Source organism: Chryseobacterium sp. MFBS3-17, from assembly GCF_020687745.1.
Classification (GTDB): Bacteria; Bacteroidota; Bacteroidia; order Flavobacteriales; family Weeksellaceae; genus Marnyiella.
In genome coordinates, this window is the sequence record NZ_JAJEWK010000012.1 from 328,482 (window position 1) to 343,458 (window position 14,977).

At 43.1% G+C, this 14,977-nt stretch carries 15 protein-coding genes; 5 read left to right on the forward strand and 10 right to left on the reverse strand.

Annotated elements, in window-relative coordinates; all coding sequences use genetic code 11:
- Window positions 1-16: 16 nt before the first annotated feature.
- The 5 genes from LKO26_RS11840 to LKO26_RS11860 all read right to left on the reverse strand — a co-directional run bounded on the left by LKO26_RS11840 (window position 17) and on the right by LKO26_RS11860 (window position 3,209).
- Window positions 17-214 (reverse strand): hypothetical protein, encoded by a 198-nt coding sequence (locus LKO26_RS11840; protein WP_227588093.1) that lies wholly within the window; start codon window positions 212-214, stop codon window positions 17-19.
- A gap of 108 nt (window positions 215-322) precedes the next feature.
- Window positions 323-937 (reverse strand): DUF4230 domain-containing protein, encoded by a 615-nt coding sequence (locus tag LKO26_RS11845; RefSeq protein WP_227588094.1) that lies wholly within the window; start codon window positions 935-937, stop codon window positions 323-325.
- Window position 938: 1 nt separating this feature from the next.
- A complete protein-coding gene (locus LKO26_RS11850; RefSeq protein ID WP_227588095.1) occupies window positions 939-1,499 on the reverse strand; it encodes a TlpA family protein disulfide reductase in 561 nt (186 codons plus the stop codon).
- 3 nt (window positions 1,500-1,502) lie between these two features.
- Window positions 1,503-1,970, reverse strand: coding sequence for a nucleoside triphosphate pyrophosphohydrolase family protein (locus LKO26_RS11855; RefSeq protein ID WP_227588096.1), 468 nt, complete (start codon window positions 1,968-1,970; stop codon window positions 1,503-1,505).
- 99 nt (window positions 1,971-2,069) lie between these two features.
- Entirely contained in the window at window positions 2,070-3,209 is a 1,140-nt protein-coding gene (locus LKO26_RS11860) for an acyl-CoA dehydrogenase family protein (protein WP_227588097.1), read from the reverse strand.
- Between the two features lie 177 nt (window positions 3,210-3,386).
- On the opposite strand from LKO26_RS11860, the gene LKO26_RS11865 reads away from it, so the two are divergent.
- On the forward strand, window positions 3,387-5,258 hold the full coding sequence (locus LKO26_RS11865) for an endonuclease (RefSeq protein ID WP_227588098.1): 1,872 nt from the start codon (window positions 3,387-3,389) through the stop codon (window positions 5,256-5,258).
- A gap of 36 nt (window positions 5,259-5,294) precedes the next feature.
- Here the strand turns inward: LKO26_RS11865 and LKO26_RS11870 are convergent, their stop codons facing one another.
- The 3 genes from LKO26_RS11870 to LKO26_RS11880 all read right to left on the reverse strand — a co-directional run bounded on the left by LKO26_RS11870 (window position 5,295) and on the right by LKO26_RS11880 (window position 8,675).
- Window positions 5,295-6,650 carry an MATE family efflux transporter gene (locus LKO26_RS11870; RefSeq protein WP_227588099.1) on the reverse strand — a complete coding sequence of 452 codons (1,356 nt, stop codon included), beginning with the start codon at window positions 6,648-6,650 and terminating at the stop codon, window positions 5,295-5,297.
- A gap of 63 nt (window positions 6,651-6,713) precedes the next feature.
- Window positions 6,714-7,898 (reverse strand): sigma-54-dependent transcriptional regulator, encoded by a 1,185-nt coding sequence (locus LKO26_RS11875; RefSeq protein ID WP_227588100.1) that lies wholly within the window; start codon window positions 7,896-7,898, stop codon window positions 6,714-6,716.
- Window positions 7,899-8,009: 111 nt separating this feature from the next.
- The gene (locus LKO26_RS11880; protein ID WP_227588101.1) at window positions 8,010-8,675 is read right to left on the reverse strand and encodes a YggS family pyridoxal phosphate-dependent enzyme; all 666 of its coding nucleotides are present in this window, start codon (window positions 8,673-8,675) and stop codon (window positions 8,010-8,012) included.
- Window positions 8,676-8,764: 89 nt separating this feature from the next.
- On the opposite strand from LKO26_RS11880, the gene LKO26_RS11885 reads away from it, so the two are divergent.
- From LKO26_RS11885 to LKO26_RS11900, 4 genes are read left to right on the forward strand one after another with little or no spacing between them, the layout of a single operon-like run.
- Window positions 8,765-9,142 (forward strand): hypothetical protein, encoded by a 378-nt coding sequence (locus tag LKO26_RS11885; protein ID WP_227588102.1) that lies wholly within the window; start codon window positions 8,765-8,767, stop codon window positions 9,140-9,142.
- A gap of 5 nt (window positions 9,143-9,147) precedes the next feature.
- A complete protein-coding gene (locus LKO26_RS11890) occupies window positions 9,148-9,807 on the forward strand; it encodes a hypothetical protein (RefSeq protein ID WP_227588103.1) in 660 nt (219 codons plus the stop codon).
- 30 nt (window positions 9,808-9,837) lie between these two features.
- Window positions 9,838-10,590: a sensor histidine kinase gene (locus LKO26_RS11895; RefSeq protein ID WP_227588104.1), complete on the forward strand. Its 753-nt coding sequence runs from the start codon at window positions 9,838-9,840 to the stop codon at window positions 10,588-10,590.
- Between the two features lie 5 nt (window positions 10,591-10,595).
- Entirely contained in the window at window positions 10,596-11,240 is a 645-nt protein-coding gene (locus LKO26_RS11900) for a response regulator transcription factor (protein WP_227588105.1), read from the forward strand.
- Window positions 11,241-11,387: 147 nt separating this feature from the next.
- Here the strand turns inward: LKO26_RS11900 and LKO26_RS11905 are convergent, their stop codons facing one another.
- Window positions 11,388-12,071 carry an SIR2 family NAD-dependent protein deacylase gene (locus LKO26_RS11905; protein ID WP_227588106.1) on the reverse strand — a complete coding sequence of 228 codons (684 nt, stop codon included), beginning with the start codon at window positions 12,069-12,071 and terminating at the stop codon, window positions 11,388-11,390.
- A 7-nt stretch (window positions 12,072-12,078) separates the two neighbouring features.
- Window positions 12,079-14,961 (reverse strand): heavy metal translocating P-type ATPase, encoded by a 2,883-nt coding sequence (locus tag LKO26_RS11910; protein WP_227588107.1) that lies wholly within the window; start codon window positions 14,959-14,961, stop codon window positions 12,079-12,081.
- Window positions 14,962-14,977: the final 16 nt, after the last annotated feature.

Sequence of the window (14,977 nt, forward strand, 5' to 3'; positions counted from 1 at the left end):
CACTCAAGCTCATGGCTCAGTCGTGGTTGTGTTCTGTATTGTCGGTTTTTCCGTCCGGGTGCAGTCCGGATGTTTTGCGGATTTCCTTTTTGGCCTTTTTGGCTTTTTCTCCAGGTTTTATTTTCTCTGAAGCTGCGGGAATATTGGCCAGATCCTGATTTTGTTTTTTAACATCAGCCTTCTGGTGGTCTTTTTTGGCATTATCTTTTTCCATGTTGTCCGTGATTTGGGTGAATGGTTGACCACTCTGGTCTTCATGAGTGCTTCAAAAGATTTGCCAAAGGAATCGATGATGATTCGGATGGCGAATGCAGGTGCTGATTCAGAGCCTTGAAAGTTCTGAAAGGCTGATGGTTTTGGTTTCATCTACCACCGAGTAGTTCAGTGCTTTTGCCAGAATGAAAATATTGTTCAGATTATCCATCAGTTGTTTTCGACCTTCGCTGCGCAGCCGGGTCTGATCTACCCGTTTTACGGCATCGTCTTTGGCAGATTGGGTGACTTTTTTTATCTGCGAATCATCTATTCTGTTCAGAAAAGAGTCATCTATGGACTGAATTTCCACGGACGGCGTGATGCGGATCTCGGCATCCGGAAGATTGCGGATGATGAGTTTGCGGTCCAGCGAATCTACTTCAATCACCATTTTGTTTAAATCGTAAGATACCTGCGCATTGGTTTTGGTAAACGCAATGATTTCATTCTCAGAGATTTTGTTTCCCAGCAGTTCAAATGCCACACTGGTTTTCTGTATGGTAGAAAAATCCTGCTCCAGCACCACCATTTTATTCATTTTGGTAATCTGATTGCGCAGAATCTGGTAGCTGTTATCGGTTTTTTCTGCAGCCACGCCAGAAAGACTCTGCACAAGCCAGGTGATGAGTAACACGGCTGCTGCTCCTATCACAATTCCTTTGATGATTTCGGTATTTTTCAAATTATTTCAGAATATCTTTGATACTGGGGTCGTGTTTTTTAATAATTTCAAGCAAATCTCTTTCCAGATAGCCGGATTGCGTGGATTCTATAATTCGTCCTGTCTCTTTTCCGTATTTGGATACAATAATGGTCGGAACTTTATGAACGTTATGAATGCCTTCATCACCCGTAGGAGATTCTTTTTTGCGGTTTACAGCAATGATGGTAAGGCGGGAGTGGGGATATTTCAGTTCGTCCAGAATTCTGATCAGCCGGGGAAATTCACGGTGGCTGTCGCTACACCAGGTGCCTACAAAAACCAGGATATTGAAAGAATTGAGGTTTTCTTTTTTCAGTTCTTCCACAGCTTTTTTATCAATGAAATATTCATTGTATTCTTTGGTGTACCACTCACTGTACGGCTCTTTACTGAACTGATCCAGGGTTTGGTGTCCCAGCAGCATCTTGCCCTTCTCTGTTTCCACTTCGCGGTTCACCACGATGGTATTTTGTCCTTTGCAGGACTGTACGGTAACCAACAGGGCAGTGGCCAGTGCGCCGGCCAGAAATATTTTCTTCATGAATTAATTTTCAATAATGGTTTTTAAATCTGCAGGTGAGTAAAAGATACTTTTCAGAACTTTATCATCAGAGCTGCGGTGTACATTATATTTATCACCAGATTTCTCGTAATAGCTTTCCACACCTTTGGCCTGATAATGCTGCATGGTCTGTATGGCCTGTTCTTCATTTTCGCAAGCTTTGGACATATTGGAGCGTTGCACTTCGCTGAAAAGTCTTCCGAATTTTTCGCCAAGACCAAATTCCAGAACCGCACCGCTGAGCACGTATTGTAAATCGCAAAGCGCATCTGCCACCTCCACAAGATCGTGAGCTTCAATGGCTTCTTTCAGTTCATTGAGTTCTTCCTGCAGCAGGGATACTCGCAGGGTACACCTTTCTGCCGACGGAATCTGCGGGGTCTCCAGTACCGGCGCGTTAAAGGTTTTATGAAATTCTGCAACCATGTTCAGGCTGTCTATTTTCTCCATTCAGATTTAATTTTAGCAAATATATGAAAAGTAAAAAGTATACCACAACAACAAAAGCATCCGGAAATGAATGCTTTTGAAGTATTTTGAGGTCAGAATTTATTTTGTAATATCTCTTCCGATGACCAGTCTCTGAATCTCAGAAGTTCCTTCTCCGATGGTGCAAAGTTTGGAATCCCGGTAATATTTTTCTGCCGGAAAATCTTTGGTATACCCATAGCCGCCGAAAATCTGAACGGCATTATTGGCAATTCTCACACACGCTTCAGAAGCGTAAAGTTTTGCCATGGCGCCTTCGCGGGTCATTTTTTGTTTGGCATTTTTCAGGGTAGAAGCGCGCTGAATCAGCAGTTCTGCAGCGTCAATTTCTGTAGCCATGTCTGCCAGCATAAAGTTGATGGCCTGAAATTCTGAAATAGGTTTTCCAAATTGTTGTCTTTCTTTGGCATATTTCAAAGCGGCTTTGTAAGCTCCTCTGGCAATCCCCAGACTCAGGGCGGCAATGGAAATTCTTCCGCCATCCAGAATTTTCATGGCTTGTTTGAAACCTTCGCCTACTTCTCCTAATCTGTGAGAATCTGGTACACGAACGTTATCAAAGATAAGTTCTGCTGTTTCTGAAGCACGCATTCCCAGTTTATTTTCTTTCTTGCCGGAGGTGAATCCAGGCATTCCTTTCTCTAGTACAAATGCTGTGGAATTATTTTTTTCTCCTTTTTCTCCTGTTCTGGTCATTACAACGGCAATATCTCCGGAAATGGCGTGGGTAATGAAGTTTTTGGCACCATTAATAATCCATTCGTCACCGTCCTTTACGGCCGTGGTACTCATGCCTCCGGAATCTGATCCGGTATTATGTTCAGTAAGTCCCCAAGCGCCAATGACCTGCCCTGAAGCCAGTTTGGGAAGCCATTTCATGCGTTGTTCTTCATTTCCGAATTCATAAATATGGTTGGTACATAAAGAATTGTGCGCAGCAACAGACAGACCGATGGAGGGATCTACCTGAGAAATTTCATCTAAAACGGCTACGTATTCATGGTAGCTGAGACCTGAACCACCGTATTGTTCCGGGATTACGATGCCCATAAAACCCATTTCACCCAACTGGTGAAACAACTCCACCGGAAAGGTCTGGCTTTCATCCCAATCCATAATATGTGGTCTGATATTCTTTTCGGCAAAATCTCTGGCCGTTTCTGCCACCATTTTAATGTTTTGTTGAGTATCGGTATTCATAAAAATTATTTGTTCCAAAGATACTTAAAATGTAGAACTGGTAAAAATTAATTTAATAGGGATAGGAAACTGTTTTTGTTTATTGTTGATAATCATTATGTTATGTATTAAATTACATAAAATTAACATGCCTTCAGACTGATGCTCGCCAGAAAATCAGTAATTTAGCCATTGATTATGAAAAGAATTTTACTATTAGCTGTTTTGATTCCCTTTGCCGGGTTCAGTCAGGCACCCGCAGGATATTACAACGGAACGGCTGGTCTTACCGGTTATGCATTAAAGACGAAGGTTTCAGAGATTATCTCACGAAACTACAACTGGAATTACGGTGATTTGCCAGGTTTTTACAATCAGACAGATTTGGATATATATGATGATCACGATGTTTCCAACACCACCATACTGATGGATATTTATTCGGAAATTATTGGTGGCCCAGATGCATACGAATATACCGCGGCACAACTTATAGGCAATGCCTCGGCAGAGGGGATGGGGTATAACCGCGAACACATCATGCCCCAGAGCACATTTTACAGTTACTATCCCATGTATTCTGATCTCCATACCGTGATTCCGGTAGATGCCAGAATCAATCAACTCAGGAGTAATTATCCTATTGCCACGGGCGGGGCTACCAATCATTATGTATTCAGTAATACGTCTAGAATTTCTAATGACCTTACGCCCGGCTATGCGTATACGGGTAGGGTGTATGAGCCTGCTCCTGAGTTCAGGGGTGATCTGGCACGGATTATCCTGTATTTTGCAGTCCGTTACGAAGCCAAACTGCGTTCATTTAATTATGCACCCGGGACCACGGTGGCCAATGATACCAATCCTTTTAACGGTACTGCCGAATATGCTTTTGATCCAGGATATCTGGAAATGCTGAAACAATGGCACGCTGCAGATCCTGTATCACAGCGGGAAACAGACCGAAATAATGCGGTGTATACCATTCAGAAAAACAGAAATCCTTTTGTGGATAACCCCCAGTGGGTGAATCTGATGTGGTCTGAAACACCTGATGCTGTGCCCCCGCAGGCACCGGCAAATCTCACAGTTAACCAGAGCGGAGCACATTTTGTAACGCTCTCTTGGACACCTTCCGCTGATGCTGATGTATTGGGATATAAAATCTTTGCAGATGGCAGCACAGAACCGGTAGCTGTAACCAAATCTACCAGTATAAGCATAGACCAGCTTACGCCGTCAACTACCTATTCTTTTACGGTAAAATCTTATGATAAAGGCTATCTGGAATCGCCCGTGAGTAATGCAATCTCTGTCACCACTGCGGCATCAGACGGTTTTGCCCGGGATTTAATGATTACCAAATATATAGAAGGAAGCAGCAATAATAAGGCGATTGAGATTGTAAACAATACAGGTCATGAGGTCAATCTGAATAATTATCATCTCCGCATTCAGAATTACAATTCTGTAAACGGCAATTATTACTTTGCGGAGGCATTCCAGATGGAGGGCACCGCAGCCCCCGGTGAAGTTTTCGTAGTACTGAATCCCAAAGCAGCGCTGGGTTGTAGTACCAATGAACAAGCAAAATTTGTGACGGCCTCAGACCCGCTGACCTTCAGTGGTACCCAATATATAGAATTGTCTTACCGCAATCAGTTTACCGTAGATGCAATAGGTGTGCGGGATACGATGAACAATCTGGAAGACCGCTCCCTCTACCGGATCAATGCTACGCAGCCCACTGCAACCTTTGCTGCTGCAGAATGGCAGACCTATCCGTCAGACTACTGCACCAATCTGGGGACACTTTCTGTGGTCGGTACGCCCGGAAATTCATTTTCTGATGTCAGCATTTATCCAAATCCCGTAAAGCATGAACTTTTTGTGAATGGATCCGACATCCTCAAAATTCAGTCTGCCAAAATCTATGATATGACTGGTTCTTTAATTTTTAACAAAAAAACACCTTTTAAAATTCATAAATCGCTGGATGTGAGCACCCTGAAACCGGGTGTGTATATGTTGATTCTGGACGGTCAAAGTTTTAAATTCATCAAGCATTAACAAAAATTCCCTTCGCACCACACGAAGGGAATTTTTTTATATCTGCATTTTTCTTTTTGAAAGCCGGAGAAAACGGATGACCAGCATACAGGCCGAAAGCGTAAGGCCTAATCCCAATGCAATCCACATTCCGAATGCGCCCATATTGAGCGTTACGCAAAGAAAATAGCCAAGCGGTATGGTAAAAATCCAGTAAGCCACGAAGGTGAGGTAACTTGGAATTTTAACATCCTGTATGCCCCTCAGAATACCAAGTACCGTGACCTGAACGCCGTCTGACAACTGAAAAAGCGCTGCAATAATCAATAATTTGGATGCCAGCAGGATAACCTCCACATCCTCTTTCTGGGTAAAGAACGTAGGCAGCACGTTGCGGCCGATGATGAAAAATAAACCACAAATTAGCATGAAAATAAATGAAATCTTTATATTATTAATGCCTACTTTTCTGAGTTCGGTAAAATTCTTTTCGCCCAGTTTTCTGCCAATCATCACCGTGGAAGCCACACTGAATCCCACGCAAAGATTAAAGGTGAAAGAAGCCATACTGAGTGCAATCTGGTGAGAAGCGATATCTTTGGAAGATACCAGACCGCAGACAAAAGCCGCGCCGGCAAAAGCCGTGACTTCAAAAAACATCTGCATAGCAGTAGGAAAGCCAAGTTTCAGCATTTTGGTAAACATGGTTTTGCGCAGTTCGTTGAATTTGATGGTAAAAGCCCGCAGGTATTGACGGGTGGTTTCGTGCTTAAACATCACTACGTACAGAAAGATCATCATGAAAATTCTGGCAATGAGGGTAGCTGTGGCAGAACCCTGAACGCCCATGGCAGGTAAGCCAAACATTCCCTTTATCAGAACGTAATTCAAGGCAATATTAATGATATTGGCCAGTATGGTAGCCACCGTTACCCCGATGGTGTAGCCCAGACCTTCGGAAACCTCACGCAAAGTCTGGAAGGCCATAAAAGGCAGAATGCTGAAGGCCATAATGGTGAGGAAATTCTGAGTATCCGGAATGATTTCTGCCGGTTGGTTGAGGTGGGGAAGTATGGGGACAAATCCCAGCAGCAGCAGCATGAGTAAGAATCCAACCACCATATTCAGCACAAAGCCGTGGCGGAAAACCGCATTGATGCGCTGATGTTTTCCCTGGGCGTGTGCCTCCGATACCAGCGGCGGAATGGCAAAGGAAATGCCCAGCCCGAAAATAAATACCGATATAAAAACCGCGTTTCCAAGTGAAACTGCTGCCAGGGCATCTGCACCCAGTAAATTCCCGACAATAATATTATCAAAAAGCTGTACCGAGACCTGTCCCAGCTGTGTAAGCATCACGGGAACAGCCAGGGTAAGTGCTTCTTTGGTGTAATTTCTGTTGAGCAGTTGCATGAAAAAAAATTTGCAGCAAAAATACTGCAAACTTAGTAGAATTATCGTTTTTTCTTTTGAATTTTATTTTCTTACAAACGCCGCCACATCTTCGGCGCTTACTGTAGTTCCGCCCAAAATAATCAGCCGTTCCACAATATTACGCAGTTCACGGATATTGCCCGTCCAGGTGAAAGATTCCAGTGCTTTGATGGCTTCTTCTTCGAAAACTTTGGGCGCTGTGCCCTGTTCATCGGCCAGAGATTTGGCAAAATGTTCTACCAGTAGTCGGATGTCGTCTTTTCTTTCGTCCAGCGGGGGTACGTATATTTCAATGACAGACAATCTGTGGTATAAATCCTCCCGGAATCGTCCGGCTTCAATCTCCTTCTCCATATTTTTATTGGTTGCAGCCAGTACGCGGACATCTACTTTTATTTCCTTGTCACTTCCTACCGGGGATACACGGCTTTCCTGAAGCGCGCGCAGTACTTTGGCTTGTGCCACAAGGCTCATGTCTCCAATTTCATCCAGAAAAATGGTGCCGTTATTGGCCAGTTCAAATTTTCCCTGTTTATCTTTAATAGCGCCCGTGAAAGAACCTTTCACATGACCAAAAAGTTCACTTTCAATAAGTTCGGAGGGGATGGCGGCACAGTTTACCTCAATCATCGGGCCTTTGCTGCGTTCGCTTTGTGCATGTATGGCATGAGCTACCAGTTCTTTACCGGCACCATTGGGACCGGTAATAAGTACCCGGGCGTCAGATGCGGCTACTTTGTCTATCATGTCCTGAATTTTTTTCAGGGCATCACTTTCACCAATCATCTGGTATTTTTTATTCACTTTCTTTTTTAAAGTGGTGTTTTCTTTTTGAAGGGTTTTATTTTCTTTCGTCAGTTTTTCTTTGTCCAGGGCGTTTTTTACGCTGGTGATGAGTCTGTTGATGTCGATAGGTTTGGAAATAAAGTCGTAAGCCCCCATCTTCAGACAATCTACCGCGGTGTCTATATCTGCATGTCCACTGATCATGACAACTGTGGATTCCGGTTTTATGGCAAGAGTCTGTTTTAGCAGATCCGTACCCGCCAGTTTAGGCATTTTTATATCAGAAATAATCAGTTGAAAATCATCTTTTTCAATATGCTTAAAGCCTTCCAGGCCATCTTCGGCAATTATAAATTCATAATCAGGAAGTTCATCAGACAAGATGCTGTGCAGGACTCCGGAAATGGTTTTTTCATCTTCAATAATGAGAATTTTTTGCATTGTGGCTAAATTTTGCTTGTAGAGTAAATTATTAAGTCTTCTAAGTTATCAAATATCGTTCCCATTATAGGCGAGGCTCCAAATGAAACGGGAAACAGGTCTGGCAGTATATTACAGGTAATCTCTTTCGCCAAAAATGGCAGATCCGATGCGTACAGAGGTAGATCCGCAATCTATAGCCACCGGGTAGTCACCGCTCATGCCCATGGAAAGGGTAGTAAGTTCCTTCTGCAGGGAAAGTTGTTTGAAAAGTTGTTTCAGAAAAGAAAATTCTCGGCTTACTTGTGCTTCATCATCTGTAAAGGTAGCCATACCCATCAGGCCGTTTACTTCTACGTTGGGATATTGCCCCTGCATCCATTCCAGAAACAATTCTTTGGTTTCGGAAACTTCTAAACCGAATTTGGTGTCTTCTTCCGCAATTTTTACCTGTAAAAGCACTTTTACCGTGCGGTTTGCTTTTGCAGCGTGCTTATTGATTTCAGCCATCAGTTTACGACTGTCCACACTTTCGATGACATCAATGAAATGAATGATTTGTTTTACTTTATTGGTTTGCAGATGGCCAATGAGGTGCCAGCAGATGTCTTCTGGCAGCAGCGGTTGCTTTTCCAGCAGTTCCTGCACTTTATTTTCGCCAAAGTGCCGCTGTCCCATATCATACACATTCTGTATCATGGCAACGGGATGGGTTTTGGACACGACTACTAATTGTACATGCGGAGGCAGTTTTTTGCAGATATTTTTGTAATTTTCCTGCAGTATAGGATGGTTCATTTAAAAAAGGGTGTTTTTCCTGTGAAACAGAATTCAAATATACCATAAATTTGCCGCTATATAAACTAATTAACTTAAAAAGTCAGATCATGAGCAATTTACAAGATCATTTACTTGATGTTTCTTCTCAGGAAGAAATCAAGGCATTTTACGAAGAGCACAATTACGCTGTAATCAATGCTAAAAGACCATCTGAGCAGCCAGATGCGCTGGTGTGCACGATGGATATTAAACTTTTGGAAGATTATCTGGAATATGTAAAAACCGAGGCGCAAAACATAGGTGTGGACCAGGTGAAGATTGCAGTGTGTTTTGCACAATATCCTGAAGATTACAGTAATCCGAAGTTTGATGAGCAGTATAAAGGATACCAGACGGTATTTCTGAAGGCAGAATCTGCAGAATCATCTGAAGACCTGGACAGTATATTGGCGCTCAATTATTTTAATTTAAGACCGCCTTACTAAAATTTATGGAAATTATCAGAGATGCAGGAAGTCTGATACTTAATTTTTATTATTTAGCCCTTGTGATATTGATGGTCTTGTACCGCAAATATCTGGGAAAACATATCGGGATTATCATCATTGCCATGATCATCACTTTTTTAACCGAATCTGTGGGTTCTGCGGTGAAGTTTACTGAGGGAACAATGAATACCCTTCCTCTTTTTGTGGTCAGCATCTTAGGGATTGTGTATTTTTTATTTCTGTTTTATTTCTACAGAATGATGCAAAACCATCAACTGAAGAAATTTCAGATGTTGCTGATGTTGCTTCACGTGCTGAATTTCGGGGGTTCGCTTATATTTAAAAAAGATTTTTTTTCCAGCTTTCCGGAATATACCAATTTTACGAGTATATTCCTGATATTAATTTCGCTTTTTATTTTTCTGCATGATACGTTCAATTCCAACAAAGTCCTTTATATAAAAGGGTATTTCCCTTTCTTTGTTGCAGTAAGTCTCACATTTATTTATGTGGGACTTGTTCCTATTTTGTTTTTCAGTAACCGTATTGTGACAGAGGTGGAGATGTTTACATTTTACATGATGCTCTTTATCATTAACTTTTTCGGATACTCCATTATGCTTGCCGGAATTTTCTTTGCAAGGTTTCAAAAAAAGACTTAACTTCAAATTATGAAATTTGAAGGCTCCGAAATGTTAATAATCTTCTCGTCACTCATTATTTTAATGGTTTTGATGATGATGATTCTGATTTATGTGGGTTTTCTCCGGAAAAAAACAGAACTGGTCCTCCAAAAGCAGCAGAATGAGTTGAAATTCTCCCAGGAACTGGCGCTTTCCCAGATTGAAATGCGGGAACAAACCCTCAGTTATGTAGGCAGAGAGCTGCATGATGACATCGGTCAAAAATTATCGGTAGCCAAAATGATGACCAATAAAATGAACGCGACTCTGCAGCCGGATGTGCAGGTCTTGGCGAAAGAACTGAGTGAACTTTTGTCAGAATGCATCACAGATATACGCAACCTTTCCAAAACATTTAATACCGACCAGATTGAGCATGTAGGACTCATAGATTCTATAGAACGGGAGGTACAGCGGATTGAAAAACTGGATTTCATAACCGTTCGGTTTGTTTTTAACAGCCATGATATAGACATCAATCCCAAACACGCCCTCATTTTGTTCCGTATGGTACAGGAGTGCCTCAATAACGTGCTGAAACATTCCAGATCCAAAAAACTGGAAATATTTCTGGATGATGGCGATGAAAGTCTGGACATCCGGATTGTGGATTTTGGCGTAGGCATTCCGAAGAATCTGGCCACCGAAGGAAGCGGACTGCGGAATATTAAAAATCGTGCGAGTATCATTAAGGCAGAATTCCTTATTTCTTCTGAACTGAATGAAGGAACTGAAATCAGAATTGTTTACCCTAAAAAATAAATAAGATGTACAGGATTAAAATTGCGATCGTTGATGATCATAAAATGGTGTCTAAAGCACTGGAAGATATGATTGCGGCCAACCCCAAGTATGAAGTCGTGTATAACTGCAGTAACGGTGATGAGTTTATAGAAAGCCTGAATGAAAGGATGGTGGACCCGGATGTAGTCCTTATGGATATCAATATGCCCTTTCGGAACGGTATAGAGACCACCGCCTGGCTGCAGAGTAAAAAGCCTCAGGTAAAAGTAATTGCTCTTACCATGGAAGATAATGAAAACACCATTATTAAGATGATGCGCGCTGGTGCCAAAGGCTATCTGCTGAAAGATATGTCTCCGGATTTATTGTTCGAGGCCGTAGAAACGGTCTACAGCAAGGGGATTTTTTACACGGATTTTCTGACGCAGCGGTTGATGAAAGTGAAAAATGATGAAGATAACGTACGCAATATCATGGCGGATCTGAAGGAAAAGGAAAAAGAATTTCTGAAACTTGCCTGTACCGAAAACACCTATAAGGAAATTGCAGATATTATGTGTATGAGTCCGAAAACAATAGACGGATACCGCGACAGTGTTTTTCTGAAACTGGATGTGAAAAGCAGAGTGGGACTGGTTTTATTTGTGCTGAAACATAATATAATTTAAAAATGAAAGTAATATTGGGTGATTTTCCTCTTTCACAGTTTTCGCTCTTCCTCTATATTTGTTTCAGAAAAAATAGCCAGAAACACAAATGATGAGAACCGACTTACTTTACAGTCGGTTTTTCTTTTTTTATAACGGGATTTGTTGCTATGATTTCCTCAGAAGTTCCCGAAATTCCCGCATCCCTTCTGTTGCTGAATGCTGAAAAAAATGCTCTGGTTTCACATACTTATTTTCCAGGTGCGGATCAATCAGGTATACCTCACAATGCTCCGGTACATGGTGAATGAGGCCTGCGGCCGGGTACACCTGCATAGAAGTACCGATGACCAGAAACAGATCTGCGTCTTGTACGGATTGCTGTGCTTCTTCCATTGCAATAACCATTTCCCCGAACCATACAATATGTGGTCGCAACTGAATCCCGAACTCATCCGTATCGCCCAGATTTAAATCACTTTCCCAGGGGATGACGGCCCTTTCAGCGTTTACCGGTCTGGCTTTCCGCAGTTCGCCATGCAGGTGCAATACTTTTTCTGAACCCGCACGTTCATGCAGGTCATCTACATTTTGAGTAATGATATGAACCTCATAATCTTGTTGCAGTTCAGCTAAAATAATATGAGCCTCGTTCGGCTGTACTTCTTTCAGCTGCCGGCGGCGGGCATTATAAAAATCCAGTACTATCTGCGGGTTGCGGCGGAATCCCTCCGGACTGGCAACATCCTCAATTCTGTGATTTTCCCAAAGACCATTTGAATCACGGAAGGTTTTCACACCACTTTCAGCAGAGATCCCAGCGCCAGACAATACTGCTAATTTTTTTTTCATATTTTCATTATTTTCTTTTTCCGGCTTCATCTATAATGAGTTCCGCGCCATTCAGCCTTAGTGAGTTCATAATGACCGAAACAGAAGAGAAACTCATGGCTGCAGCGGCAATCATGGGACTGAGCAGGATTCCGAAAACCGGATAGAGAAGTCCGGCTGCTACAGGAATTCCCAGTGTATTGTAGATAAACGCAAAGAAAAGATTTTGTTTAATGTTTTTCAGTAATTTTTCACTCAGGATCCGGGCGCGCGCTACTCCCAGAATGTCCCCTTTTACCAGTGTGATTTCGGCACTTTCTATAGCCACGTCACTTCCGGTTCCCATGGCAATTCCGATGTCTGCCTGTGCCAGTGCAGGCGCATCATTAATTCCGTCTCCGGTCATGGCCACTATTTTGCCCTGCTCCTGAAGTTTTTTTACCTCATTCATTTTGTCCTGTGGTAAGGCACCGGCAAGATATCTGTGGATTCCCAGTTCACGGGCTACGGCTTGTGCGGTATGTTCGTTGTCCCCGGTAATCATGATAACTTCCACACCTTCTTTATGAAGATATTCAATGGCCTTTTTTGAAGCAGGTTTTATTTTGTCTGAATAGGTGAGAAAGCCTAATACTTTATTTTCCCGGGTGAGATAGGATACGGTTCTGGCCTTCCGGCGGTTTTCATTAACTTTTTCAACCAATGATGCCGGAACAGTAATATCGAACTGATTCAGCAAAGCTTCGTTGCCCAGTAAAACCATGTGACCGTTCACGTGTGCTTTGACCCCTTTACCGGAAATATTTTCAAAATCTTCAACTTTTTCAAAATCCGATATGGCCTGTTTAAATGCTGTAAGTACCGCATTTGCCAGCGGGTGTTCAGATCCCTGATTCAGTGAGGCGGCCAGTTTCAGAATCTGGTGTTTGTCTGCATCACCGTGAGGTACAATTTCTTCCAGGCTTGGTTTTCCTTCGGTCAGAGTTCCTGTTTTATCGGTAATGAGTACATTCACCTTATTCATATGCTCCAAAGCTTCTGCATTTTTAATCAGCACGCCGTTTTTGGCACCTTTACCGATACCTACCATCATGCTCATGGGTGTGGCGAGGCCCAGAGCACATGGACAGGCCACAATAAGGACTGCCACCGCATTGGCCAGAGCCAACATCCACCGGTCTTCTCCGCCGAACAGAGCCCAGATGACAAAGGTGAGCAGTGCAACGATGATGACCGTAGGTACAAATATTTTTGAGATTTTATCGGCAAGGCGCTGCATGGGAGCTTTACTGCGGCTGGCGCTGTTTACCATCTCTATAATTTTCGAGAGTACGGTATCTTCACCTATTTTCTCAGTCACCATCAGGAAGGTTCCGTTTCCATTGATGGTTCCGGCGGTCACCTGGTCATCTGCTCCTTTTTCAGATGGAATAGGTTCCCCCGTAATCATGCTTTCATCTATGCTGGAATTTCCTTCGGTGATTCTGCCATCTGCCGGAATTTTTTCGCCCGGTTTTACCCGAAGAATATCGCCTTTTTTCACATGGGCTACATGAATTTTCTTTTCAGTACCATCAATGATAATATTGGCTTCATCCGGTGCCAGATTCATCAGTTCTTCTATGGCTTTTCCGGTACGTTCATGCGCTTTGGCCTCCATCAGCTGACCCAAAATAACCAGAGTCAGAATGACCGCTACTGCTTCGAAATACAAGGGCGCTTTTCCGTCATGGACCATTTCATGCGGTAAGATTCCGGGGAGAAAGAGTGCGACAAGACTGAACAGAAGTGCTGCCGCCACCCCCAGTGCAATCAGCGAAAACATGTTGAGGTTCCATGTTTTAAAAGAACGCCAGCCCCGCTCCATCAGAAACCAGCCGGCGTAGAACAAAACAGGAAGGGTGAGTAAGAGTTCCAGAATGCCCTGCACCCGATGCGTAAACGGCCAGTTGATCCACATGCCACCCATGGAAAGAATGAATACCGGAAGTGTAAATAAGGCTGCGATCCAGAATTTTCGGGAGAGTATTTTTACGGTTTCGTTTTCACCGGTTTCTTTCCCGCTGCGTACCGGTATCAGGTCCATTCCGCAAATGGAGCATTCACCCGGAGTTTCACTTTCAATTTCCGGATGCATGGGGCACTGGTATTTTTTGGACTGCTGCTTTTCAGGAATTTTTACCAGATCCATTCCGCATACAGGACAACCGACATTGGAATCATACACTTTATCGCCCTCACAAAACATGGGACAGTAGTACTTTCCGGCATTTTCCGCCATAAAACTTTTGGAAGGTTCCTGTGTGACCATATGGTGATGCTCGTGGTGAGAATGCGGATCCTGAGCAGGGGCGAAAGTAGCATGCTGAAGCAACTCATCGGTAATGGGTTCCAGATGCATGTGGCAAACCGGGCATCCGGTGTCTGTGTCATAGACCTTTTCTCCTTCGCAAAACATGGGACAGAAATATTTTCCTTTTTGAGCCCTGAAGCTTTCCGGAAGATAGGTTTTGGTATAAGTCTGCGGCGATTTGTGACCCTTTTTTTCTTCAATGGGAACCAGATACATATTGCAGTCCGGACATCTCAGACCCTGCTGAAAATATACTTTTTCGCCTTCACATTCCATCGGGCAGTAATATACCGAACTTGGCGAAACCCGGTCTTTTGGCGGAACGGATGCGGGGTTTTCCGCAGGTGCAGCCTGCAGTTCACTCAGCTGATAGTCTCCGGCAGCCTTCAGAAGCCGGTTCAGGTCATCCAGGTCAATGTTCTCTTCTGATTCAATCTCAGCGGTGGAGTTTTCAAGATGTACGGTAGCTTTAATTCCTTGTACAGCATTCAGAATATCTGCTATTTTATTTTGACACCCGGAACAGGACATTCCGGATACGTGATAAGTCTTTTTCATGTTCAAAATTTATGAA

Bases quoted from the DNA above. Each gene is read 5' to 3' on its own strand.
- LKO26_RS11890 (WP_227588103.1), top strand. From the start codon at position 9,148: ATGGAAATTATCAGAGATGCAGGAAGTCTGATACTTAATTTTTATTAT.
- LKO26_RS11855 (WP_227588096.1), bottom strand. From the start codon at position 1,970: ATGGAGAAAATAGACAGCCTGAACATGGTTGCAGAATTTCATAAAACC.
- LKO26_RS11850 (WP_227588095.1), bottom strand. From the start codon at position 1,499: ATGAAGAAAATATTTCTGGCCGGCGCACTGGCCACTGCCCTGTTGGTT.
- LKO26_RS11905 (WP_227588106.1), bottom strand. From the start codon at position 12,071: ATGAAAAAAAAATTAGCAGTATTGTCTGGCGCTGGGATCTCTGCTGAA.
- LKO26_RS11895 (WP_227588104.1), top strand. From the start codon at position 9,838: ATGTTAATAATCTTCTCGTCACTCATTATTTTAATGGTTTTGATGATG.
- LKO26_RS11885 (WP_227588102.1), top strand. From the start codon at position 8,765: ATGAGCAATTTACAAGATCATTTACTTGATGTTTCTTCTCAGGAAGAA.
- LKO26_RS11910 (WP_227588107.1), bottom strand. From the start codon at position 14,961: ATGAAAAAGACTTATCACGTATCCGGAATGTCCTGTTCCGGGTGTCAA.
- LKO26_RS11880 (WP_227588101.1), bottom strand. From the start codon at position 8,675: ATGAACCATCCTATACTGCAGGAAAATTACAAAAATATCTGCAAAAAA.
- LKO26_RS11870 (WP_227588099.1), bottom strand. From the start codon at position 6,650: ATGCAACTGCTCAACAGAAATTACACCAAAGAAGCACTTACCCTGGCT.
- LKO26_RS11875 (WP_227588100.1), bottom strand. From the start codon at position 7,898: ATGCAAAAAATTCTCATTATTGAAGATGAAAAAACCATTTCCGGAGTC.
- LKO26_RS11865 (WP_227588098.1), top strand. From the start codon at position 3,387: ATGAAAAGAATTTTACTATTAGCTGTTTTGATTCCCTTTGCCGGGTTC.
- LKO26_RS11900 (WP_227588105.1), top strand. From the start codon at position 10,596: ATGTACAGGATTAAAATTGCGATCGTTGATGATCATAAAATGGTGTCT.
- LKO26_RS11860 (WP_227588097.1), bottom strand. From the start codon at position 3,209: ATGAATACCGATACTCAACAAAACATTAAAATGGTGGCAGAAACGGCC.
- LKO26_RS11840 (WP_227588093.1), bottom strand. From the start codon at position 214: ATGGAAAAAGATAATGCCAAAAAAGACCACCAGAAGGCTGATGTTAAA.